The organism is Streptomyces sp. NPDC002490, from assembly GCF_040296045.1.
Classification (GTDB): domain Bacteria; phylum Actinomycetota; class Actinomycetes; order Streptomycetales; family Streptomycetaceae; genus Streptomyces.
This window is the reverse complement of record NZ_JBEOWM010000023.1, coordinates 80,801-105,193: the sequence shown is the minus strand read 5'-3', so window position 1 is coordinate 105,193 and position 24,393 is coordinate 80,801. Positions and strand designations below refer to the sequence as shown.

The window sequence follows — 24,393 nt, the reverse complement described above, 5'->3', positions numbered from 1 at the left end:
ATGTGACGCACGTGACGTGTGCGCAGCAGAGTGGCCAGCGTGACCGGGAGCACCCCGTAACGTTACGGGGTGCCCCAGTTTCAGTCGGTGGCCTCCGCCAGCAGCTTCTGGATGCGGGACACGCCCTCGGCCAGGTCCTCGTCGCCGAGCGCGTACGACAGCCGCAGGTAGCCCGGGGTGCCGAAGGCCTCGCCGGGCACCACCGCCACCTCGACCTCGTCCAGGATCAGCGCGGCCAGCTCCACGCTGCTGGTCGGCCGCTGGCCCCGGATCTCCTTGCCGAGCAGCGCCTTCACCGACGGGTACACGTAGAAGGCGCCCTCCGGCTCCGGGCAGACCACGCCGTCGATCTCGTTCAGCATCCGCACGATCGTCCGCCGGCGCCGGTCGAACGCCTCCCGCATCTCGGCCACCGCCGTCAGGTCGCCGGAGACCGCGGCGAGCGCGGCGGCCTGGGCGACGTTGGAGACGTTGGAGGTGGCGTGCGACTGGAGGTTGGTCGCGGCCTTGACCACGTCCTTCGGACCGATCAGCCAGCCCACCCGCCAGCCGGTCATGGCGTACGTCTTGGCGACGCCGTTGACCACGATGCACTTGTCGCGCAGCTCCGGCACCACGGTGGGCAGCGAGGTGAACACGGCGTCGCCGTAGACTAGGTGCTCGTAGATCTCGTCGGTGAGCACCCACAGCCCGTGCTCGACGGCCCAGCGGCCGATCGCCTCGGTGTCCTCGGCGCTGTAGACGGCGCCGGTCGGGTTGGAGGGCGAGACGAACAGCAGGACCTTGGTCCGCTCGGTGCGCGCGGCCTCCAGCTGCTCGACGGTCACCCGGTAGCCGCTGGTCTCGTCGGTGACCACGTCGACCGGGACGCCGCCGGCGAGCCGGATCGACTCCGGGTAGGTGGTCCAGTACGGCGCCGGGACGATGACCTCGTCGCCCGGGTCGAGGATCGCGGCGAACGCCTCGTAGATCGCCTGCTTGCCGCCGTTGGTCACCAGGACCTGCGCGGCCTCGACCTCGTAGCCGGAGTCGCGGAGCGTCTTCGCGGCGATGGCGGCCTTCAGCTCCGGGAGCCCACCGGCGGGGGTGTAGCGGTGGAACTTCGGGTTCTTGCACGCCTCGACGGCGGCTTCGACGATGTAGTCGGGCGTCGGGAAGTCGGGCTCGCCGGCGCCGAAGCCGATCACCGGACGCCCGGCGGCCTTGAGGGCCTTGGCCTTGGCGTCGACGGCGAGGGTCGCGGACTCGGAGATCGCACCGATCCGGGCGGAGACCCGGCGTTCGGTCGGGGAGGTTGCAGCGCTCATGCGCCCCATGGTTCCAGACCCGGAGCCGGCCCGGTACGCGGGTTTCACCCACTGGGCAGCGGGCCCGGGAACGCCGCTGCGGGCGCCCTCGACGGCCCCCGCGGCGGCCGCTGTTCGACGTCGGCGCGCAGAACACGTACACTCTCTCCTCGTTGGCCGACACCGGCCGCACCCGTCGATCGCACACCCCGCGGTCGCCCGGATGCGGTACGTTGGGGCGAACCAAAGGGTCGTAGCTCAATTGGTAGAGCACTGGTCTCCAAAACCAGCGGTTGGGGGTTCAAGTCCCTCCGGCCCTGCAAGTCCCACCTCCCCTTCCGGATGTGTGGATGTGTGGCACGTACGTACGCAATGCACCGCCGTGCGGCTCAACCGGGCGCGGCACGGCCGACCCGGGAATCAGGTGAGGAAGAGTGACGGACGCCGTGGGCTCCATCGACATGCCTGATGCTCAGGACGACGACGCTCCGGATTCGGAGAAGAAGGCGCGCAAGGGCGGGAAGCGCGGCAAGAAGGGTCCCTTCGGCCGCCTCGCCCTGTTCTACCGCCAGATCGTCGCGGAACTGCGCAAGGTCGTCTGGCCGACGCGCTCGCAGCTCACCACCTACACGATCGTCGTGATCATCTTCGTGGTCATCATGATCGGTATCGTGAGCGTGCTGGACCTCGGCCTCGACCGAGTCGCGAAGTACGTCTTCGGCTGATGCCGGAAGCACAGCCCTCAGCGAAGGACGCCGACCTCGGCGTCCCTTTCGCGTTGTTCCACCCCTCTGTAACCAGGAAGAAGCAGCCACCGTGTCTGACCCGAACCTGAACGACGCCGTCGAGTCCGATGAGGTCGCTGCGGAGTCCGTGAAGTCCGCCGAGGCCGGCGGGTCCACCGAGGACGAGCGTGACGTCGTCGAGGGCGTCGACGTCGACGAGGCCCGGGCCGAGGACGACACCGAGGTCGACGGAACGGTCGAGGCCGAGGACGAGGCGGACGGGACCGACCAGGACGCCGAGGCCGAGGCCGCGGATGACGCCGAGGCCGACGCCGTGGAGGAGCCCGAGCCGGTGGACCCGGTCGCCGCCCTCCGCGAGGAGCTGCGCACCCTGCCCGGCGAGTGGTACGTGATCCACACCTACGCGGGCTACGAGAAGCGCGTGAAGGCCAACCTGGAGCAGCGCGCCGTCTCGCTGAACGTCGAGGAGTTCATCTACCAGGCCGAAGTGCCCGAGGAAGAGATCGTCCAGATCAAGAACGGCGAGCGCAAGAACGTCCGCCAGAACAAGCTCCCCGGTTACGTCCTGGTCCGCATGGACCTCACCAACGAGTCCTGGGGCGTCGTCCGCAACACCCCGGGCGTCACCGGCTTCGTCGGCAACGCCTACGACCCGTACCCGCTGACCCTGGACGAGATCGTCAAGATGCTCGCCCCGGAGGCCGAGGCCAAGGCCGCCCGCGAGGCCGCCGACGCCGAGGGCCGCCCGGTGCCGCAGCGCAAGGTCGAGGTCCAGGTGCTGGACTTCGAGGTCGGCGACTCGGTCACCGTCACGGACGGCCCGTTCGCCACCCTCCAGGCCACGATCAACGAGATCAACGCCGACTCGAAGAAGGTCAAGGGCCTGGTCGAGATCTTCGGTCGCGAGACCCCGGTCGAGCTGAGCTTCGACCAGATCCAGAAGAACTGACGCCGCCGGGCCGGTCGACCTCCGGGCCGCCCGGCCCCGCAGACGACTTCCGACCAGGTCAGAACGGTCCCCGCGACCGTTCTGACCTGTCGGTTTTTCTCCGCACCGCGCTACCCGTTATCGTTGTGCGGTATGCCTCCATCCGGATGATCGGCTGGAGCGCTCACACCTCTCACTAGGACCCGGAGAGAGCAATGCCTCCCAAGAAGAAGAAGGTCACGGGGCTGATCAAGCTCCAGATCCAGGCCGGTGCCGCCAACCCGGCTCCGCCGGTCGGCCCCGCGCTGGGTCAGCACGGCGTCAACATCATGGAGTTCTGCAAGGCCTACAACGCCGCGACCGAGTCGCAGCGCGGTTGGGTCATCCCGGTGGAGATCACGGTCTACGAGGACCGTTCCTTCACCTTCATCACCAAGACCCCGCCGGCCGCGAAGATGATCCTCAAGGCCGCGGGCGTGGAGAAGGGCTCCGGCGAGCCGCACAAGACCAAGGTCGCCAAGATCACCCAGGCGCAGGTCCGCGAGATCGCCACCACCAAGATGCCCGACCTCAACGCCAACGACCTGGACGCCGCCGCGAAGATCATCGCGGGCACCGCCCGGTCCATGGGTGTCACGGTCGAGGACTGACCTCCCGTAGCCGCTCGGGCCCCGCGCCCGGACGGATGCGAACCCGTACGACCTTCCAGAAAGTGGCAGGGCCCGCGCCGGCCCGCACCACGACTCCGTTCCCGTCCGGCGGTTCGACCGCCCGACGACACTCTGTACAGGAGCAGAAGTGAAGCGCAGCAAGTCCCTCCGCGCCGCTGACGCCAAGATCGACCGGGACCGGCTCTACGCCCCGCTCGAAGCCGTGCGTCTCGCCAAGGAGACCTCGACGTCCAAGTTCGACGGCACCGTCGAGGTCGCCTTCCGGCTCGGTGTCGACCCCCGCAAGGCGGACCAGATGGTCCGTGGCACCGTGAACCTCCCGCACGGCACCGGCAAGACCGCCCGGGTCCTGGTCTTCGCGACCGGTGAGCGTGCCGAGGCCGCGCGTGCCGCGGGCGCCGACATCGTCGGCTCCGACGAACTGATCGACGAGATCTCCAAGGGCCAGCGGCTCAACGAGTTCGACGCCGTCGTCGCCACCCCGGACCTCATGGGCAAGGTCGGTCGTCTCGGCCGCGTCCTCGGCCCGCGTGGTCTGATGCCGAACCCGAAGACCGGCACCGTGACCCCGGACGTGGCCAAGGCCGTGACCGAGATCAAGGGCGGCAAGATCGAGTTCCGCGTCGACAAGCACTCGAACCTCCACTTCATCATCGGCAAGGTGTCCTTCGACGACACCAAGCTGGTGGAGAACTACGGCGCCGCGCTGGAGGAGATCCTCCGTCTGAAGCCGTCCGCCGCCAAGGGTCGCTACATCAAGAAGGCCGCCATCACCACCACGGTCGGCCCCAGCGTTCCCGTGGACGCCAACCGCACCCGCAACCTCCTCGTCGAGGAGGACCCGGCCGCCGTCTGAGCGACCGGGCACGCGACCGCGTGACCGCAGGGCCCCGTACCGTCCGGTTCTCCGGCGGCACGGGGCCCTGCGCCGTTCCTCGGGCGTTCGGCCCCGCCTGCGCTAGCGTGCCCACCAGCGGCACCCACACGGGGGAACGGGGGCGGGGACCATGCGGCGCAACACGCGACGGACCGGCTACGGGCGGACGCGCGCCACCGGGACGTTCCGCGCCCCGGCGCGCCGGGTCGGCCGGCGCCACACCTGGCTCTCGTGGGGGGCGCTCTCGCTGGCCCCGCTGCTGCTGGGCGTCGGCGGCGGCTTCCTCGCCCTGTCCGCCTGCACCGACGGGGGCGCCCCGGCGACCCGCCCCGCGGCCACCGCCTCCCCGGCGCCCCGGGAAGTGCTCCGGGCACTGCGCACCGCCGCGGAACGCACCCGGGCCGCGGGGTCCGCACGGGTCAGTGCGGTCATGGCGCTGGACGGCACGGTGTCCACCGAGACCACCGGGGTGCTCGGCTGGTCGGACGGACTGCACGGCACCCTCGCCATCCGCTACACGGGCGGCACCCTCACCGAGACCCTGCAGGAGTGGGGCGCGGACGCCACCGAGGCGCGGTACGTGGACGGCGCCTACTACGCGCGGATGGGCGACGCCTTCGCCGCCCGCACCGGCGGTCGGCACTGGATACGGCACGACGCCGCCCGCGGGGCCTCCGCCGCCGACGTGAGTCCGGGCGGCTCGATGGAACTCCTGCTGCTCGCCCCGGACGTCCGGGAAGCCGGGCGTGCGGTGGTCCGCGGGGTCGCGACCACCCGCTATGCGGGGACCGTCCGCCCGGCGGAGCTGCCCACCCGGGGGCCGGCCGCCGAGCGGGCGGAGGCGGTGCGCGAACGCCTGCGGGCCGCGGGGATCACGGAGGAGCGGATCGAGGTGTGGGTGGACTCCGCGGGCCGACTGGTGAAGCGCACGGAGCGCAGCCGCACCGCGGCCGGCGTGCTGCGCAGCACCGCGCACTACCGCGACTTCGGGGCGCGGGTGACGGCCCGCCCCGCCCCCGACCCCGCGGACACCGTGGAGTACGAGGCGCTGGTGCACGGCGCCCGCTGACGGCGGACGCACCCCCGCCGGGGACGATTTGCCTGGCGCGCACCCGGTCCCGTACGCTTCCCGAGAAGCCAAAGACCGCTGGTTGTTTGCCGCGTGCCCGTCCGGGTCGCGGTGGCCGAAGGTTCGCTGAACTGCGAACGACCCGCGCAGGTGACGTGGAACTGCTCCTGGACGGGTATCCCGTATCCGTTCGGTAGAGCTACGCCCCGTGCCCTGCGCCGGGGCGTTTTGTTTTCCTCAGTCCTCCTTCGGGTCCGCGCGGTCCGAATCACCCGGAAGGAGGCCGAGGCTCATGGCGAGGCCCGACAAGGCTGACGCGGTTGCCGAGCTGACGGACAAGTTCCGCAGCTCGAACGCCGCCGTGCTGACCGAGTACCGCGGTCTCACCGTGGCACAGCTCAAGCAGCTGCGCCGTTCGCTCGGTGAGAACGCCCAGTACGCCGTGGTGAAGAACACGCTGACCAAGATCGCTGCCAATGAGGCCGGGATCTCGACGCTCGACGACCTGTTCAACGGTCCGACGGCGGTCGCCTTCGTCACCGGTGACCCGGTGGAGTCGGCGAAGGGTCTTCGTGACTTCGCCAAGGACAACCCGAATCTCATCATCAAGGGCGGTGTCCTTGACGGCAAGGCGCTGTCCGCCGATGAGATCAAGAAGCTTGCGGACCTTGAGTCCCGCGAGGTTCTGCTCGCCAAGCTGGCGGGTGCCATGAAGGGCAAGCAGTCCCAGGCTGCCGCGCTCTTCCAGGCGCTTCCCTCGAAGTTCGTCCGCACCGCGGAGGCGCTTCGTGCCAAGAAGGCCGAGGGCGAGCAGGGCGGTGCCGAGTAACTCGGCTCGCACTTTGACCGCCGCCGCCTGACGCATCCGCGTCGGTGCGGGGACGGTCGCCGCGGGCCCGACGTACGCCCGCCTGACATGTACATCCGGCACCTGCCGAATTAGTGGAAGGATCGCCCATCATGGCGAAGCTCAGCCAGGAAGACCTGCTCGCGCAGTTCGACGAGATGACCCTCATCGAGCTCTCCGAGTTCGTGAAGGCGTTCGAGGAGCGTTTCGACGTCACCGCCGCCGCCCCGGTCGCCGTTGCCGCTGGTGCCCCCGGCGCCCCGGCCGCCGAGGCCGCCGAGGAGCAGGACGAGTTCGACGTCATCCTCACCGGCGCCGGCGAGAAGAAGATCCAGGTCATCAAGGTCGTGCGCGAGCTGACCTCCCTGGGTCTGAAGGAGGCCAAGGACCTCGTCGACGGCACCCCGAAGCCCGTCCTGGAGAAGGTCGCCAAGGACGCCGCCGAGAAGGCCGCCGAGTCCCTCAAGGCCGCCGGCGCCTCCGTCGAGGTCAAGTGACCCCACGGGAGTCCAGCGGACTCCCGCACGAGTGCGGCGCCCCCGCGGCGCCCCTCGTCCGCCTCTCGCTGTAACGCGGAGGCCCCCAACGGCGATCACCCAAGTGGGTGGTCGCCGTTCGGCGTTCCGTCCCTCGTCCGAAGGGCTGCTTGCGCAGTGCGTGACGACGAGTATGGTGATCTTCGTTGTGCGCGCGGTAGCCCTGGTGACGGTCCGCCCGGCAACGGCGGTCAGTGACGTTCGCGGCACCCGGTTCGCACGAGGGGGCCTTGACGAACCGCACGCAGCGCGCAATTCTCAGGACGCGTCGTCACTACGATCCGAACTCCGAGGCATGGATCGGCGGCGAAGAGGGCAGTATCGATGTGCGTCGAGGACGTGACGGACGGCAGGCGTGGGAGAGCACAGAGGGTGTCAGTAAACCCGCACTGGACATCAGTGGGCCTTGTGGCTACACTGACCCTTTGCGCTGCCTGTTAGCTGCCTCCTGCCCGTCACCAGGGGCATGCCCATGCTTGAGCACCGAGTCGAAAACCGTCCCTGACCTGGGATTTCGTGTGGACGTCTCGTCGTGTCCAGGCGGGGGACCGGTACGCGCGTAGTGAGTCCGAGCCCTCGGAAGGACCCCTCTTGGCCGCCTCGCGCACTGCCTCGACCGCGAATACGAACAACGGCGCCAGCACCGCCCCGCTGCGCATCTCCTTTGCAAAGATCAAGGAGCCCCTTGAGGTTCCGAACCTTCTTGCGCTGCAAACCGAGAGCTTTGACTGGCTGCTCGGCAACGACGCGTGGAAGGCTCGTGTCGAGGCGGCTCTGGACAGCGGACAGGACGTCCCCACCAAGTCCGGTCTGGAGGAGATCTTCGAGGAGATCTCCCCGATCGAGGACTTCTCCGGGTCGATGTCCCTGACCTTCCGCGACCACCGCTTCGAGCCGCCGAAGAACTCCATCGACGAGTGCAAGGAGCGCGACTTCACCTTCGCCGCGCCGCTCTTCGTCACCGCCGAGTTCACCAACAACGAGACCGGCGAGATCAAGTCCCAGACGGTCTTCATGGGCGACTTCCCGCTCATGACCAACAAGGGCACCTTCGTCATCAACGGCACCGAGCGCGTCGTGGTGTCGCAGCTCGTCCGTTCGCCCGGCGTCTACTTCGACTCCTCCATCGACAAGACGTCCGACAAGGACATCTTCTCCGCCAAGATCATCCCTTCCCGGGGCGCCTGGCTGGAGATGGAGATCGACAAGCGCGACATGGTCGGCGTCCGCATCGACCGCAAGCGCAAGCAGTCCGTCACCGTCCTCCTGAAGGCGCTCGGCTGGACCACCGAGCAGATCCTGGAGGAGTTCGGCGAGTACGAGTCCATGCGCGCCACCCTGGAGAAGGACCACACCCAGGGCCAGGACGACGCGCTGCTGGACATCTACCGCAAGCTGCGTCCGGGCGAGCCCCCCACGCGCGAGGCCGCCCAGACCCTGCTGGAGAACCTCTACTTCAACCCGAAGCGCTACGACCTCGCGAAGGTCGGCCGCTACAAGGTCAACAAGAAGCTCGGCGCCGACGAGCCGCTCGACGCCGGCGTGCTCACCACCGACGACGTCATCGCGACCATCAAGTACCTGGTCAAGTTGCACGCCGGGGAGACCGAGACGGTCGGCGAGTCCGGCCGCACGATCGTCGTCGAGACCGACGACATCGACCACTTCGGCAACCGTCGCCTGCGCAACGTCGGCGAGCTGATCCAGAACCAGGTCCGTACGGGTCTCGCCCGCATGGAGCGCGTCGTGCGCGAGCGCATGACCACCCAGGACGTCGAGGCGATCACGCCGCAGACCCTGATCAACATCCGGCCGGTCGTCGCCTCCATCAAGGAGTTCTTCGGCACCAGCCAGCTGTCCCAGTTCATGGACCAGAACAACCCGCTGTCGGGGCTCACCCACAAGCGCCGCCTCTCGGCGCTCGGCCCGGGTGGCCTCTCCCGCGAGCGGGCCGGCTTCGAGGTCCGTGACGTGCACCCCTCGCACTACGGCCGCATGTGCCCGATCGAGACCCCCGAAGGCCCGAACATCGGTCTGATCGGCTCGCTCGCCTCCTACGGCCGCGTCAACGCCTTCGGCTTCGTGGAGACCCCGTACCGCAAGGTCGTCGACGGCCAGGTCACCGACGAGGTCGACTACCTGACCGCCGACGAGGAGGACCGCTTCGTCATCGCGCAGGCCAACGCCCGGCTCACCGACGAACTCCGGTTCGCCGAGAACCGCGTGCTGGTCCGCCGCCGCGGCGGCGAGGTCGACTACGTGCCCGGCACCGACGTCGACTACATGGACGTCTCCCCGCGCCAGATGGTGTCCGTCGCCACCGCGATGATCCCCTTCCTGGAGCACGACGACGCCAACCGCGCGCTCATGGGCGCCAACATGATGCGCCAGGCCGTGCCGCTCATCAAGGCGGAGGCCCCGCTCGTCGGCACCGGCATGGAGTACCGCTGCGCCACCGACGCCGGCGACGTCATCAAGGCCGCGAAGGACGGTGTCGTCCAGGAGGTCTCCGCCGACTACGTCACCGTCACCAACGACGACGGCACGTACACCACGTACCGGGTCGCGAAGTTCTCGCGCTCCAACCAGGGCACCTCGGTCAACCAGAAGGTCATCGTGGCCGAGGGCGACCGGGTCATCGAGGGCCAGGTCCTCGCCGACGGTCCCGCCACCGAGAACGGCGAGATGGCGCTCGGCAAGAACCTGCTCGTCGCGTTCATGCCGTGGGAGGGCCACAACTACGAGGACGCGATCATCCTGTCGCAGCGCCTCGTCCAGGACGACGTCCTCTCCTCGATCCACATCGAGGAGCACGAGGTCGACGCCCGTGACACCAAGCTCGGCCCCGAGGAGATCACCCGGGACATCCCGAACGTCTCCGAAGAGGTCCTCGCCGACCTCGACGAGCGCGGCATCATCCGCATCGGCGCCGAGGTCATCGGCGGCGACATCCTCGTCGGCAAGGTCACGCCCAAGGGCGAGACCGAGCTGACCCCCGAGGAGCGCCTGCTCCGCGCGATCTTCGGCGAGAAGGCCCGTGAGGTCCGCGACACCTCGCTGAAGGTGCCGCACGGCGAGACCGGCAAGGTCATCGGCGTCCGCGTCTTCGACCGCGAGGAGGGCGACGAGCTGCCGCCCGGCGTCAACCAGCTGGTCCGGGTGTACGTCGCCCAGAAGCGGAAGATCACGGACGGCGACAAGCTCGCCGGACGCCACGGCAACAAGGGCGTCATCTCCAAGATCCTCCCGATCGAGGACATGCCGTTCATGGAGGACGGCACCCCCGTCGACATCATCCTCAACCCGCTCGGCGTCCCGTCCCGGATGAACCCGGGACAGGTCCTGGAGATCCACCTCGGCTGGCTCGCCAGCCAGGGCTGGGACGTCTCCGGCCTCGCCGACGACTGGGCGCAGCGCCTCCAGGCCATCGAGGCCGACCAGGTCGCCCCGCGCACCAACGTCGCCACCCCCGTCTTCGACGGCGCCCGCGAGGACGAGCTCGCCGGCCTGCTGAAGCACACCATCCCCAACCGCGACGGCGACCGCATGGTCCTCCCGTCCGGCAAGGCGCAGCTGTACGACGGTCGCTCCGGCGAGCCGTTCCCGGACCCGATCTCCGTCGGGTACATGTACATCCTCAAGCTGCACCACCTGGTCGACGACAAGCTGCACGCCCGGTCGACCGGTCCGTACTCGATGATCACCCAGCAGCCGCTGGGTGGTAAGGCCCAGTTCGGTGGCCAGCGCTTCGGTGAGATGGAGGTGTGGGCGCTGGAGGCTTACGGCGCCGCCTACGCCCTCCAGGAGCTGCTGACCATCAAGTCCGACGACGTCACCGGCCGCGTGAAGGTCTACGAGGCCATCGTCAAGGGCGAGAACATCCCCGAGCCCGGCATCCCCGAGTCCTTCAAGGTGCTCATCAAGGAGATGCAGTCCCTGTGCCTCAACGTGGAGGTGCTGTCCTCGGACGGCATGTCCATCGAGATGCGCGACACCGACGAGGACGTCTTCCGCGCGGCGGAGGAACTCGGCATCGACCTGTCCCGGCGCGAGCCGAGCAGCGTCGAAGAGGTCTGACGGGTCCGGCCGGGACCGCCCCAGGGCGGTCCCGGCCGCAGCCCCGGACCCCGTACAGACCACAAGACACAACCCTGAGAGGGATTGACGCATAGTGCTCGACGTCAACTTCTTCGACGAGCTTCGGATCGGCCTGGCCACCGCGGACGACATCCGCCAGTGGAGCCACGGCGAGGTCAAGAAGCCCGAAACGATCAACTACCGCACCCTGAAGCCCGAGAAGGACGGACTCTTCTGCGAGAAGATCTTCGGTCCGACCCGGGACTGGGAGTGCTACTGCGGCAAGTACAAGCGCGTCCGCTTCAAGGGCATCATCTGTGAGCGCTGTGGCGTCGAGGTCACCCGCGCCAAGGTGCGCCGCGAGCGGATGGGCCACATCGAGCTGGCCGCCCCCGTCACCCACATCTGGTACTTCAAGGGCGTTCCCTCGCGCCTGGGCTACCTGCTGGACCTCGCGCCGAAGGACCTGGAGAAGGTCATCTACTTCGCCGCGTACATGATCACGTACGTGGACGACGAGCGCCGCACCCGCGACCTCCCGTCGCTGGAGGCCCACGTCTCCGTCGAGCGCCAGCAGATCGAGAACCGGCGCGACGCCGACCTCGAAGCCCGCGCCAAGAAGCTGGAGACCGACCTCGCCGAGCTGGAGGCCGAGGGCGCCAAGGCCGACGTGCGCCGCAAGGTCCGCGAGGGCGCCGAGCGCGAGATGAAGCAGCTCCGCGACCGCGCCCAGCGCGAGATCGACCGCCTCGACGAGGTGTGGACCCGCTTCAAGAACCTCAAGGTCCAGGACCTGGAGGGCGACGAGCTCCTCTACCGCGAGCTGCGCGACCGCTTCGGCACCTACTTCGACGGCTCGATGGGCGCCGCCGCGCTCCAGAAGCGCCTGGAGTCCTTCGACCTGGAGGAGGAGGCCGAGCGCCTCCGCGAGATCATCCGCACCGGCAAGGGCCAGAAGAAGACCCGTGCCCTCAAGCGGCTCAAGGTCGTCTCCGCCTTCCTCCAGACCAGCAACAGCCCCAAGGGCATGGTGCTGGACTGCGTCCCGGTCATCCCGCCGGACCTGCGTCCGATGGTGCAGCTGGACGGTGGCCGCTTCGCGACCTCCGACCTGAACGACCTGTACCGCCGGGTCATCAACCGGAACAACCGCCTGAAGCGCCTGCTCGACCTCGGTGCCCCCGAGATCATCGTGAACAACGAGAAGCGGATGCTCCAGGAGGCCGTCGACGCGCTGTTCGACAACGGCCGCCGCGGCCGTCCGGTCACCGGCCCGGGCAACCGCCCGCTGAAGTCGCTCTCCGACATGCTCAAGGGCAAGCAGGGCCGCTTCCGTCAGAACCTGCTCGGCAAGCGCGTCGACTACTCGGCCCGTTCCGTGATCGTCGTCGGCCCCCAGCTGAAGCTGCACCAGTGCGGCCTGCCCAAGGCCATGGCGCTGGAGCTCTTCAAGCCGTTCGTGATGAAGCGCCTGGTGGACCTGAACCACGCGCAGAACATCAAGTCGGCCAAGCGCATGGTCGAGCGCGGTCGCACCGTGGTGTACGACGTCCTCGAAGAGGTCATCGCCGAGCACCCGGTGCTGCTGAACCGCGCCCCGACCCTGCACCGTCTGGGCATCCAGGCGTTCGAGCCGCAGCTCGTCGAGGGCAAGGCCATCCAGATCCACCCGCTCGTCTGCACCGCGTTCAACGCGGACTTCGACGGTGACCAGATGGCCGTCCACCTGCCGCTCTCCGCGGAGGCGCAGGCCGAGGCCCGCATCCTGATGCTGTCCTCGAACAACATCCTCAAGCCCGCCGACGGCCGCCCGGTCACGATGCCGACCCAGGACATGGTCCTCGGTCTGTTCTTCCTGACCACCGACGGCGAGATGCGCGACGTCAAGGGCGAGGAGCGTTCCTTCGCCTCCGTCGCCGAGGCCATCATGGCCTTCGACGCGGGCGAGCTGTCCCTCCAGTCCCGGGTGGACATCCGCTTCCCGGTGGGCACCATCCCGCCGCGCGGCTGGACCCCGCCCGTCGAGGAGGCCGGCCCCGACGGCTTCGGCGGCGAGTGGCAGCAGGGCGACACCTTCCGACTGCGGACCACCCTGGGCCGTGCGCTCTTCAACGAGCTGCTGCCCGAGGACTACCCGTTCGTCGACTACGAGGTGGGCAAGAAGCAGCTCTCCGAGATCGTCAACGACCTCGCCGAGCGCTACCCCAAGGTCATCGTGGGCGCGACCCTCGACAACCTGAAGGCGTCCGGCTTCTACTGGGCGACCCGCTCCGGCGTCACCGTCGCCATCTCCGACGTGGTCGTGCCCGAGGCGAAGAAGGCCCTGGTCGCCGAGTACGAGTCGCGGGACGAGAAGGTCCAGAAGCAGTACGAGCGCGGTCTGATCACCAAGGAAGAGCGCACTCAGGAGCTCATCAAGATCTGGACCGAGGCGACCAACAAGGTCGCCGAGGCGATGAACGACAACTTCCCGAAGACGAACCCGATCTTCATGATGGTGAACTCGGGCGCGCGCGGAAACATGATGCAGATGCGTCAGATCGCCGGTATGCGCGGTCTGGTGTCGAACGCCAAGAACGAGACCATCCCGCGGCCCATCAAGGCGTCGTTCCGCGAGGGCCTGTCCGTGCTGGAGTACTTCATCTCCACCCACGGCGCCCGCAAGGGTCTGGCGGACACCGCGCTGCGGACCGCCGACTCGGGTTACCTCACCCGTCGTCTGGTGGACGTCTCCCAGGACGTCATCATCCGCGAGGAGGACTGCGGCACCGAGCGCGGCCTCAAGCTGCGGATCGCCAACCACGGTGCGGACGGCGTGCTGCGCAAGGCCGAGGACGTCGAGACCAGCGTCTACGCCCGCATGCTGGCCGAGGACGTCGTCATCGACGGCAAGGTCATCGCGCCGGCCAACGTCGACCTCGGCGACGTGCTGATCGACCAGCTCGTGCACCACGGGGTCGAGGAGGTCAAGACCCGCTCGATCCTGACCTGCGAGTCCGCCGTCGGCACCTGCGCCATGTGCTACGGCCGTTCGCTGGCCACCGGCAAGCTGGTCGACATCGGCGAGGCGGTCGGCATCATCGCCGCCCAGTCCATCGGTGAGCCCGGCACCCAGCTGACGATGCGGACCTTCCACACCGGTGGTGTGGCCGGTGACGACATCACCCAGGGTCTGCCGCGTGTCGTCGAGCTCTTCGAGGCCCGTACGCCCAAGGGCGTCGCCCCCATCTCGGAGGCGGCCGGTCGGGTCCGGATCGAGGAGACCGAGAAGACCAAGAAGATCGTCGTCACCCCGGACGACGGCAGCGAAGAGACGGCCTACCCGATCTCGAAGCGCGCCAAGCTCATGGTCCGCGAGGGCGACCACGTCGAGGTGGGCGAGAAGCTCACCTACGGTGCGACCAACCCGCACGACGTGCTGCGCATCCTCGGCCAGCGGGCCGTGCAGGTCCACCTGGTCGGCGAGGTCCAGAAGGTCTACAACTCGCAGGGCGTGTCGATCCACGACAAGCACATCGAGATCATCATCCGGCAGATGCTGCGCCGCGTGACGATCATCGAGTCCGGTGACGCCGAGCTGCTGCCCGGCGAGCTGGTGGAGCGGTCGAAGTTCGAGACCGAGAACCGCCGCGTGGTCCAGGAGGGCGGTCACCCGGCCTCCGGTCGTCCGCAGCTCATGGGCATCACCAAGGCCTCGCTGGCCACCGAGTCGTGGCTGTCGGCGGCCTCCTTCCAGGAGACGACCAGGGTCCTCACGGACGCGGCGATCAACGCCAAGTCCGACTCCCTGATCGGCCTCAAGGAGAACGTCATCATCGGCAAGCTCATCCCGGCCGGTACGGGTCTGGCCCGTTACCGCAACATCCGGGTGGAGCCCACCGAGGAGGCGAAGGCCGCGATGTACTCGGCCGTCGGCTACGACGACATCGACTACTCGCCGTTCGGCACCGGGTCGGGTCAGGCCGTCCCGCTGGAGGACTACGACTACGGTCCGTACAACCAGTAACCGTGCCGTGCGTCCGCGTGCGCACGTCGAGCCGGAGGGCGGACACCCGTGGGGTGTCCGCCCTCCGGGCGTTCCTGCTGGTGGCAGCGGTGCGGCCGGGGCGGGTGCGAGGTTCGCAAACGACCGGACCAATATCATTTTGACCACGGTGTGGACGGTCGGTACGCTCATACCTTGTGCCTGGGGTGTGCCCTGGCCCCCGTGCGTGTCCTCAACCGTACGGGTGGTCGTAGGAGGCCACCGCAATCCGTGCTCTCCCGTCCGTTGGGCGGAACCGCGGCATTCGACACACCCGACCGCGTGGGTCGGTGACGTTCCAGGTTAGCTTCATGATCGGCACACAGAAACCGGAGAAGTAGTGCCTACGATCCAGCAGCTGGTCCGCAAGGGCCGGCAGGACAAGGTCGAGAAGAACAAGACGCCCGCACTGGACGGCTCGCCCCAGCGCCGCGGCGTCTGCACGCGTGTGTTCACGACCACCCCGAAGAAGCCGAACTCGGCCCTGCGGAAGGTCGCGCGTGTGCGTCTGACCTCCGGTATCGAGGTCACGGCCTACATCCCGGGTGAGGGACACAACCTGCAGGAGCACTCCATCGTGCTCGTGCGTGGTGGCCGTGTGAAGGACCTGCCGGGTGTTCGTTACAAGATCATCCGTGGTTCCCTGGACACCCAGGGCGTCAAGAACCGCAAGCAGGCCCGCAGCCGCTACGGCGCCAAGAAGGAGAAGTAAGAATGCCTCGTAAGGGCCCCGCCCCGAAGCGCCCGGTCATCATCGACCCGGTCTACGGTTCTCCTCTGGTGACCTCCCTCATCAACAAGGTGCTGCTGAACGGCAAGCGCTCCACCGCCGAGCGCATCGTGTACGGCGCCATGGAGGGCCTGCGCGACAAGACCGGCAACGACCCGGTCATCACGCTGAAGCGCGCGCTGGAGAACATCAAGCCGACCCTTGAGGTCAAGTCCCGCCGCGTCGGTGGCGCCACCTACCAGGTGCCGATCGAGGTCAAGCCCGGTCGTGCCAACACCCTGGCGCTGCGCTGGCTGGTCGGTTACTCGCGTGCGCGTCGCGAGAAGACGATGACCGAGCGTCTCCTCAACGAGCTCCTCGACGCCTCGAACGGCCTCGGTGCCGCGGTGAAGAAGCGCGAGGACACGCACAAGATGGCCGAGTCCAACAAGGCCTTCGCGCACTACCGCTGGTAGTCGCTTCCCCCATCGAGAACCGAGAGAAGACTGAGCCTTATGGCTACCACTTCGCTTGACCTGGCCAGGGTGCGCAACATCGGCATCATGGCTCACATCGACGCGGGCAAGACGACGACCACCGAGCGCATCCTGTACTACACCGGTGTGTCGTACAAGATCGGTGAGGTCCACGACGGTGCAGCCACCATGGACTGGATGGAGCAGGAGCAGGAGCGTGGCATCACGATCACCTCTGCTGCCACCACCTGTCACTGGCAGCTGGAGGACGTCGACCACACCATCAACATCATCGACACCCCCGGCCACGTCGACTTCACCGTCGAGGTGGAGCGCTCGCTGCGCGTCCTCGACGGTGCCGTGACGGTGTTCGACGGTGTCGCCGGTGTCGAGCCCCAGTCCGAGACCGTGTGGCGTCAGGCGGACCGCTACGGCGTTCCGCGCATCTGCTTCGTCAACAAGCTCGACCGCACGGGTGCCGAGTTCCACCGCTGCGTCGACATGATCGTGGACCGCCTCGGCGCCACCCCGATCGTCATGCAGCTCCCGATCGGTGCCGAGGCCGACTTCCGCGGCCTCGTGGACCTGGTCCGCATGAAGGCGCTCGTGTGGTCCGCCGAGACCGCGCTCGGCGAGGCGTACGACGTCGTCGACATCCCGGAGACGCACACCGAGGCCGCCGACGAGTGGCGCGCCAAGCTCCTGGAGACCGTCGCCGAGAACGACGAGGCCATGATGGAGCTGTACCTGGAGGGCGAGGAGCCCTCCGAGGAGCAGCTGTACGCGGCCATCCGTCGCATCACCATCGGCTCCGGCAAGGGCGACGGCACCACCATCACCCCCGTGTTCTGCGGGACCGCGTTCAAGAACAAGGGCGTGCAGCCCCTGCTCGACGCGGTGGTGCGCTACCTGCCGTCCCCGCTGGACATCGAGGCCATCGAGGGCCAGTCGGTGTCCAACCCGGACGAGGTCATCCGGCGCAAGCCGTCCGAGGACGAGCCGCTGGCCGCTCTCGCGTTCAAGATCGCGAGCGACCCGCACCTCGGCAAGCTGACCTTCGTCCGCGTGTACTCCGGTCGCATGGAGTCGGGTTCTCAGGTGCAGAACTCGGTGAAGGGCCGCAAGGAGCGCATCGGCAAGATCTACCGGATGCACGCCAACAAGCGTGAGGAGATCGACTCGGTGGGTGCCGGCGACATCGTCGCCGTCATGGGTCTGAAGCAGACCACCACCGGTGAGACCCTCGCCGACCCGGCGAACCCGGTCATCCTGGAGTCGATGGACTTCCCGGCCCCGGTCATCGAGGTCGCCATCGAGCCCAAGTCCAAGGGTGACCAGGAGAAGCTGGGCGTCGCCATCCAGCGTCTTGCCGAGGAGGACCCGTCCTTCCGCGTCAAGACCAACGAGGAGACCGGCCAGACCATCATCGCCGGCATGGGCGAACTGCACCTCGACGTGCTGGTCGACCGCATGCGCCGCGAGTTCAAGGTCGAGGCCAACGTCGGCAAGCCGCAGGTGGCCTACCGCGAGACGCTGCGCAAGGCGGTCGAGCGGCTCGACTACACCCACAAGAAGCAGACCGGTGGTTCCGGTCAGTTCGCGAAGGTGCAGATCGCGCTGGAGCCGCTTGAGGGCGACGGCTACGAGTTCGTCAACAAGGTCACCGGCGGTCGTGTCCCGCGGGAGTACATCCCGTCCGTGGACGCGGGTTGCCAGGAGGCCATGGACTTCGGCGTGCTCGCCGGCTACCCGCTCACGGGTGTCCGGGTCATCCTCCTCGACGGTGCCTACCACGAGGTCGACTCCTCCGAGATGGCCTTCAAGATCGCCGGTTCGATGGCCTTCAAGGAGGCCGCCCGCAAGGCCAGCCCGGCCCTGCTGGAGCCGATGATGAAGGTCGAGGTGACGACGCCCGAGGACTACATGGGTGACGTCATCGGTGACATCAACTCCCGTCGCGGTCAGATCCAGTCCATGGAAGACCGTCACGGTGCCAAGCTCGTCACGGGCCTGGTCCCGCTGTCGGAGATGTTCGGCTACGTCGGCGACCTCCGCAGCAAGACGTCGGGTCGCGCGAGCTACTCGATGCAGTTCGACTCCTACGCCGAGGTTCCGCGGAACGTCGCCGAGGAGATCATCGCGAAGGCCAAGGGCGAGTAGCTCGACCGAGCGCACGCTTTAGGCTTGACTCCGGAGCCACCGGGGTGCCCGCCACAGCCATGGCGGGTGCCCCCCGGCCCCGGGCTTTCCAGCAAAGATCACCTGGCGCCGATGAAGTAAGGCGTACAGAACCACTCCCAGGAGGACCCCAGTGGCGAAGGCGAAGTTCGAGCGGACTAAGCCGCACGTCAACATCGGCACCATCGGTCACATCGACCACGGTAAGACGACCCTCACGGCCGCCATTACCAAGGTGCTGCACGACGCGTACCCGGACCTGAACGAGGCTTCGGCCTTCGACCAGATCGACAAGGCGCCGGAAGAGCGTCAGCGCGGTATCACCATCTCCATCGCGCACGTCGAGTACCAGACCGAGACGCGCCACTACGCGCACGTCGACTGCCCCGGTCACGCGGACTACATCAAGAACATGATCACGGGTGCCGCGCAGATGGACGGCGCCATCCTCGTGGTCGCCGCCACCGACGGCCCGATGCCGCAGACCAAGGAGCACGTGCTCCTGGCCCGCCAGGTCGGCGTTCCGTACATCGTCGTCGCCCTGAACAAGGCCGACATGGTGGACGACGAGGAGATCCTGGAGCTCGTCGAGCTCGAGGTCCGCGAGCTGCTCTCCGAGTACGAGTTCCCGGGCGACGACCTGCCGGTCGTCAAGGTCTCCGCGCTCAAGGCGCTGGAGGGCGACAAGGAGTGGGGCCAGACCGTCCTCGACCTGATGAAGGCCGTCGACGAGTCCATCCCGCAGCCCGAGCGTGACGTCGACAAGCCGTTCCTCATGCCCATCGAGGACGTCTTCACGATCACCGGTCGTGGCACCGTCGTCACCGGTCGTATCGAGCGCGGCATCCTCAAGGTCAACGAGACCGTCGACATCGTCGGCATCAAGACCGAGAAGACCACCACCACGGTCACCGGCATCGAGATGTTCCGCAAGCTGCTCGACGAGGGCCAGGCCGGTGAGAACGTCGGTCTGCTGCTCCGCGGCATCAAGCGCGAGGACGTCGAGCGCGGCCAGGTCATCATCAAGCCGGGCTCGGTCACCCCGCACACCGAGTTCGAGGCGCAGGCGTACATCCTGTCGAAGGACGAGGGTGGTCGCCACACCCCGTTCTTCAACAACTACCGCCCGCAGTTCTACTTCCGTACGACGGACGTGACCGGCGTCGTGACCCTCCCCGAGGGCACCGAGATGGTCATGCCGGGCGACAACACCCAGATGACGGTGGAGCTCATCCAGCCCGTCGCCATGGAAGAGGGCCTGAAGTTCGCCATCCGCGAGGGTGGCCGGACCGTCGGCGCCGGCCAGGTCACCAAGATCAACAAGTGACCTGACGCGCGTCAGCGCAAGCTCGGAGGGCCCGTACGACCCGTGTGGTCGTACGGGCCCTTCGGATTTCCCGGGGCGGGTCAGCGACCCGCCGCCGCGTGCCCCCGGCCGGGGCCGCCGGGCAGCGCGAGCAGTGCGACCGCCCCGAGCGCGACCACGCCCGCGGCGACGGTCAACGCCAGGGAGAAGCCTCCCGCCGCCTCCGTCCCGTGCCCTCGTGCGGCCAGCGGCACCAGGACCGCCAGTCCCACCGCGCCCCCGATCTGCTGGACCGAGTTCAGCACTGCCGAGCCGATCCCGGCGTCCTCCCCGGTGGTGCCGGTGAGCGCGGCGACCGTCAGCGCGGGCAGGCTCAGCCCGCACCCCAGGGCGGTGACGAGCATCCCCGGCAGCACCCCGGACACGTACCCGTTACCCGCCGCCACCCCCGAGAGCGTCAGCAGCCCCGCCGCCGTCACCAGCAGCGACCCGGTCAGCGCGGTGCGCATCCCGAACCGGGCCACCGCCCGCCGGGAGAGCCACAATCCGGTGAGGATCGCGGCCCCGTACGGCAGGTACGCGAGCCCGGCGGTCAGCGGCCGGTAGCCGAGTACGGTCTGCACCTGCAGCATCAGCAGGAACGCCATCGCGTACAGCGCGGCGGACAACAGCAGGCTCGCTCCGTTGGCCACGAGCCGGAACCGGGACGCCAGGTACGACGACGGCAGCAGCGGTTGCGCGGTCCGATGCTCCCACCACCCGAACCCGGCGGCCAGCGCCCCGGCCAGGGCCAGCGCCGGCACCGCCGTCCGGTCCGTCCACCCCGCCTCCCCGGCCCGCAGCAGACCGTAGACCAGGGCCACCACCGCCCCGGTGCCGAGGACCGCGCCCGGCACGTCGAGCCGGGGCGGTCGGTCGGCCCGGCTCTCCCGGACCAGTCGGGGCAGCAGCGTCACCGCCACCAGGACCACCGGCAGGTTGACCAGGAAGACCCAGCGCCAGGACGCCAACCCGGTCAGCGCCCCGGAGACCACCACGCCCAGAGTGCCGCCGAGCCCCGCGACCGCGCCCCAGATCCCGAACGCCCGCGCGCGTTCGCCGGGCTCCGGGTACAGGAGGGCGACCATCGCCAGCGCGGCCGGGCTCGCCATGGCGGCCCCCGCGCCCTGCGCGAACCGGCCGGTCACCAGCTGCCACGGCTCCCGGGCCAGCCCGCACAGCAGGCTCGCCGCCCCGAAGAGGGCCACCCCGGTGAGGAACACCCGACGGCGGCCGAGGAGGTCGGAGAGTCGCCCGCACAGCAGGAGCAGTCCGCCGAAGGCGAGGAAGTAGGCGTTGACGACCCAGACCAGTCCGGCCGTGCCGAAGGCGAGGTCCTCCCGGATGCTGGGCAGCGCCACGCTCACCACGGTGTCGTCCAGGACGAGCATGAACTGCACCAGGCAGAGGACGGCGAGCGCGGCGCCGCGGGGTGCGGAGGTCCGGCCCGGGGCGGCGGGGCCGGACGGACCGCCGGGGTCACCGGGCCGGGAACGCGGTGGACGGGGGGCGGAAACGGAGTGGTCGTCGGGCATACGGCGACGCTACGTACGCGCCCTCGTTGGCTGCGAGAGGCTATGGGGCCAGGTGATAGCGGCTTGGGGCCATACCCTGGAGGGGTGGATCAGAAGCCCCGGAACCGCACGCCGCAGGAGACGTTCACCGCCGTCCCGGACGCCGTCGGCGCCCTCGTCGTGGGGAGCTTCCCGCTGGCGCCGGGGCAGTGGTTCGTCCCGCACCGGCACCCCGAGCACCACCAGTTGGCGTGGGCGCGTCGCGGGGTGCTGGGGGTCGGCGTGGGCGACGCCTCCTGGGTGCTGCCGCGCACCCGGGCGCTGTGGCTGCCGGCGGGGATCGAGCACCGGACCGGCGCCTCGCGCGACGCGGTGCTCCACGGCCTCTACTTCGCGGTGGACCGCTGCCCGCTGGACTGGCCGGAGCCCACTCCCGTCGCGGTGGACGGACTCCTGGCCCGGCTGTTGACCTACCTGGCCCGCGACGACCTGACCGACGGCGCCCGGCTGCGGGGCGAGGCCGTGGTCTGGGACCTGCTGCGTCCGCTGCCCACCGTCCCCATCGAGGTGCCGACTCCGAAGGACGACCGGGTCCGGGCGGTGGCGGAGGCGCTGTTGGCCGATCCGGCCGACCCGCGCGGTCTGGAAGCCCACGCGAGGGCCGTGGGGGCGAGCCGCCGCACCCTGACCCGGCTCTTCGCCCGGGACACGGGCATGACCTTCGACCGCTGGCGGACCCAGGCACGGCTGTGCGCGGCGCTGCCCCTGCTGGCAGAGGGCCAGCCGGTCGCCCGGGTCGCCCGGGCCGTCGGGTACGCGACCCCGAGCGCCTTCCTCGCGGCCTTCCGGCGGACCGTGGGGACCTCACCGGGGCGGTACCTGCACGGGGCGGAGGAGGACGACCCGAACGGGTGAGCGGCGACGGGCGGGGGCGGCCGAGAGGTCCTTCGCGGAGGCGGACCGGTCCGCGAAGGACGGCGGCGAGTCGGGGTGCCTACGCCTCGGTGCCCCCGCTGTCGGGCGCCTCTGCCGGGGAAGCGTCGTCCGTGAACAGGTCGTCCACCGTGGTGGCGGTGAGGGCCTTGGCGAGCCAGGCGGTGAGGGTCTCGGCGTCGGTGGTGCCGGTGATGCGTTCGCGGGCCTCGTCGCTGACGGTCAGACCGCGCATCTCCAGGACGTCCACGAGCGCTTCGGCCCGGCCTTCACCCTTGCCCTTGAGGTAGGTCTCCTCGATGATCGTGCCCCGGCCGGGGAAGTAGGTGGCGACGCTCATCATGTTCCTCCAGGTTTCGCGAGCCGGGGTGTCTCCCAGGCCGAGTTCCAGCAGTTCACGGAAGTAGAGGGCGGTCTCGACCTCGACCTGGCCGAGCGCCCTGGCCAATGCGTCCAGTATCGGGGTGATGTCCCGGTGCTCGCCATGAGTCATCGCGGAGAACGTGGCGAGCGCGAGGTTCCTGCTGGCCTCGGCCACGTCGGTGATGACCGGGATGTTGTCCGGGCCGAGGACGAGGGGATGCGTGCTCAGGGCCGTCCAGCCCTCGATGCCGGTCCGGAACGGACCGGTGGCCCACTTCGCCGTGGCGCGGTCGTGGCAGACGACGAGGAGGAGCACCGGCAGCTTGTGCTTGGCTTGGAGGAAGGCCAGGTAGTAGGCCCAACTCGCAGCCTTCTCCGGGTCCCGGCGGCGCTGGGCCTCGATGGCGAGGAGGAAACGGGTGCCGTCCGAGGACTCGACCCGTAGAACGCTGTCGACTCTGCGTTCCACGGGTCGGATCTCGGTGGCGTCGCCGGTCAGGGCTTCGACGGCGACCTTGCTCGACAGGGGGACCCCGAGGACGCGGAACACCGGAACGAGTAGCTCGGGGCGTTCCTGGAAGATCCGGTGCGCGGCCTCGTGAGAGGAAGTGACCATGGGGCCAGAGCGTAAGGAGCGGAGTTCACCGTGGGTGATGATTCGATGATCGTTCAGTGATTCGAGTGAATGTGATCATCTGGTTGACGTCACCGGCTCCGGCCTCGCCGCGGGAGCCCCTTCGACGAGCGGCTCGCGGCCTGCGTACCCGCACGGCCCGGCTCCCGTCCGGAGGCGTCCGGTGCGTACGACGGGTGCCGGAGCCCGGTACGGGACGGACCCGCACCGGGCTCCGGCCGGGGCTCAGCCCCGGTGCCGCCACCAGAAGGAGCCGGGGTCGAAGTGCCGGGTCACCCCGAGTCGGCGCCACAACGGGGCCAGGACCGTGCGGAGTTCGGGGTCTGCGTGGACGAAGGCGTTCGGCAGGAGGACGTCGAACCGCTGCGGTGCGGCGGTGAGGAGCGCCGCCAACAGGTACTGCTCGTTGTACAGCCGCCACCGCCAGGCGCTCGGGTAGTCGCCGGGCAGCATGATGTCGTGGACCTGGACCAGCACCCCGGGCTTGATGCGGGGCAGCAGCTCGGAGAAGAACACCAGGACGTCCGAGCCCATGTGGAGCCGGTGGGAGCCGTCGAGGAAGAGGACGTCACCGGGCTCCAGCTCCGCGAAGACCGCGTGGTCGGCGTCTTGGAGCGGCACTCGGACGACCTCGTCGCAGAGGGCGTCGATCTGCGCCCGTGGTTGCGGGTCGATCGAGGTGATCCGGGTCGACAGGCCCAGGTCGGTGATCGCCCGGCGGACGAACTTGGTGGAGTTGCCGGAGCCGATCTCCAGGTACCGGGCGGGCCGGTGTTCGGCGAGCATCCCGTAGAGGCCGACCGCGTCCAGCGGGGACAGCCAGCTGTTGCCCCAGTACGGGGTGGACCCCCGCTCCAGCCCCTCCACCGGTATGCGGGCCAGGAGGTCGGCGTGGTCGAGGAACCCGGCCAGCCGCTTCGCGTACGCCTCGCGCCCCTCCTCCAACAGCTCCCGCACGGGCGCCGACTCCGGTCGCGGTCGGGGGGTGACCAGGTGGTCCAGGAACACCGGCTTCACGAACCCGGTGGCCCACAGGGCGAGGCCGTGGGCGAGGGGCCGGTGCTCCAGCCGGTCCAGCCCGCGTTGGAGCACGGGGAACCGTTCGAGCAGGGTGGGGGAGGGCTCGCGGACGGCGGTCGGAGTCTGTGCGCGCAAGGGAGAGTTGCCTTTCGGACGATGG

18 protein-coding genes and 1 tRNA gene are annotated in these 24,393 nt (G+C 69.0%); 15 read left to right on the top strand and 4 right to left on the bottom strand.

Annotated elements, in window-relative coordinates; genetic code table 11:
* Positions 1–80: 80 nt before the first annotated feature.
* A complete protein-coding gene (locus ABT092_RS17150; RefSeq protein WP_351244553.1) occupies positions 81–1,307 on the bottom strand; it encodes a pyridoxal phosphate-dependent aminotransferase in 1,227 nt (408 codons plus the stop codon).
* A 226-nt stretch (positions 1,308–1,533) separates the two neighbouring features.
* On the opposite strand from ABT092_RS17150, the gene ABT092_RS17145 reads away from it, so the two are divergent.
* From ABT092_RS17145 to tuf, 14 genes are all read left to right on the top strand, one after another.
* Positions 1,534–1,606 (top strand) — tRNA-Trp (locus ABT092_RS17145).
* Between the two features lie 114 nt (positions 1,607–1,720).
* Positions 1,721–2,011 (top strand): preprotein translocase subunit SecE, encoded by a 291-nt coding sequence (secE, locus tag ABT092_RS17140; protein ID WP_351244551.1) that lies wholly within the window; start codon positions 1,721–1,723, stop codon positions 2,009–2,011.
* A gap of 91 nt (positions 2,012–2,102) precedes the next feature.
* On the top strand, positions 2,103–2,981 hold the full coding sequence (gene nusG, locus ABT092_RS17135; protein WP_351244549.1) for a transcription termination/antitermination protein NusG: 879 nt from the start codon (positions 2,103–2,105) through the stop codon (positions 2,979–2,981).
* A 194-nt stretch (positions 2,982–3,175) separates the two neighbouring features.
* Positions 3,176–3,610 carry a 50S ribosomal protein L11 gene (gene rplK / locus ABT092_RS17130; protein WP_351244547.1) on the top strand — a complete coding sequence of 145 codons (435 nt, stop codon included), beginning with the start codon at positions 3,176–3,178 and terminating at the stop codon, positions 3,608–3,610.
* Between the two features lie 148 nt (positions 3,611–3,758).
* Positions 3,759–4,487 (top strand): 50S ribosomal protein L1, encoded by a 729-nt coding sequence (gene rplA / locus ABT092_RS17125; RefSeq protein ID WP_351244545.1) that lies wholly within the window; start codon positions 3,759–3,761, stop codon positions 4,485–4,487.
* Between the two features lie 151 nt (positions 4,488–4,638).
* Entirely contained in the window at positions 4,639–5,577 is a 939-nt protein-coding gene (locus ABT092_RS17120; protein ID WP_351244543.1) for an SCO4651 family lipoprotein, read from the top strand.
* 292 nt (positions 5,578–5,869) lie between these two features.
* The gene (gene rplJ, locus ABT092_RS17115) at positions 5,870–6,406 is read left to right on the top strand and encodes a 50S ribosomal protein L10 (protein WP_351244541.1); all 537 of its coding nucleotides are present in this window, start codon (positions 5,870–5,872) and stop codon (positions 6,404–6,406) included.
* Positions 6,407–6,537: 131 nt separating this feature from the next.
* On the top strand, positions 6,538–6,921 hold the full coding sequence (gene rplL / locus ABT092_RS17110) for a 50S ribosomal protein L7/L12 (protein ID WP_351244539.1): 384 nt from the start codon (positions 6,538–6,540) through the stop codon (positions 6,919–6,921).
* Positions 6,922–7,551: 630 nt separating this feature from the next.
* Positions 7,552–11,037, top strand: a complete 3,486-nt coding sequence (gene rpoB / locus ABT092_RS17105) for a DNA-directed RNA polymerase subunit beta (RefSeq protein WP_351244537.1) — start codon at positions 7,552–7,554, stop codon at positions 11,035–11,037.
* Between the two features lie 94 nt (positions 11,038–11,131).
* Positions 11,132–15,043: a DNA-directed RNA polymerase subunit beta' gene (locus ABT092_RS17100; protein WP_351244535.1), complete on the top strand. Its 3,912-nt coding sequence runs from the start codon at positions 11,132–11,134 to the stop codon at positions 15,041–15,043.
* 358 nt (positions 15,044–15,401) lie between these two features.
* Positions 15,402–15,773, top strand: a complete 372-nt coding sequence (rpsL, locus tag ABT092_RS17095) for a 30S ribosomal protein S12 (protein ID WP_007823146.1) — start codon at positions 15,402–15,404, stop codon at positions 15,771–15,773.
* A 2-nt stretch (positions 15,774–15,775) separates the two neighbouring features.
* Positions 15,776–16,246, top strand: coding sequence for a 30S ribosomal protein S7 (rpsG, locus tag ABT092_RS17090; protein WP_073792897.1), 471 nt, complete (start codon positions 15,776–15,778; stop codon positions 16,244–16,246).
* 39 nt (positions 16,247–16,285) lie between these two features.
* Positions 16,286–18,406: an elongation factor G gene (gene fusA, locus ABT092_RS17085; protein ID WP_351244532.1), complete on the top strand. Its 2,121-nt coding sequence runs from the start codon at positions 16,286–16,288 to the stop codon at positions 18,404–18,406.
* Positions 18,407–18,557: 151 nt separating this feature from the next.
* Entirely contained in the window at positions 18,558–19,751 is a 1,194-nt protein-coding gene (gene tuf, locus ABT092_RS17080) for an elongation factor Tu (RefSeq protein WP_351244530.1), read from the top strand.
* 80 nt (positions 19,752–19,831) lie between these two features.
* On the opposite strand, the gene ABT092_RS17075 is transcribed toward tuf, so the two are convergent.
* Positions 19,832–21,304 (bottom strand): MFS transporter, encoded by a 1,473-nt coding sequence (locus ABT092_RS17075; protein WP_351244528.1) that lies wholly within the window; start codon positions 21,302–21,304, stop codon positions 19,832–19,834.
* Between the two features lie 84 nt (positions 21,305–21,388).
* Here ABT092_RS17075 and ABT092_RS17070 point away from each other — a divergent pair, with 84 nt between their 5' ends.
* Entirely contained in the window at positions 21,389–22,198 is an 810-nt protein-coding gene (locus tag ABT092_RS17070) for a helix-turn-helix transcriptional regulator (RefSeq protein ID WP_351244526.1), read from the top strand.
* Between the two features lie 79 nt (positions 22,199–22,277).
* On the opposite strand, the gene ABT092_RS17065 is transcribed toward ABT092_RS17070, so the two are convergent.
* Positions 22,278–23,195: an RpnC/YadD family protein gene (locus ABT092_RS17065; RefSeq protein WP_351244524.1), complete on the bottom strand. Its 918-nt coding sequence runs from the start codon at positions 23,193–23,195 to the stop codon at positions 22,278–22,280.
* Between the two features lie 243 nt (positions 23,196–23,438).
* Positions 23,439–24,368 carry a class I SAM-dependent methyltransferase gene (locus ABT092_RS17060; protein WP_351244522.1) on the bottom strand — a complete coding sequence of 310 codons (930 nt, stop codon included), beginning with the start codon at positions 24,366–24,368 and terminating at the stop codon, positions 23,439–23,441.
* Positions 24,369–24,393: the final 25 nt, after the last annotated feature.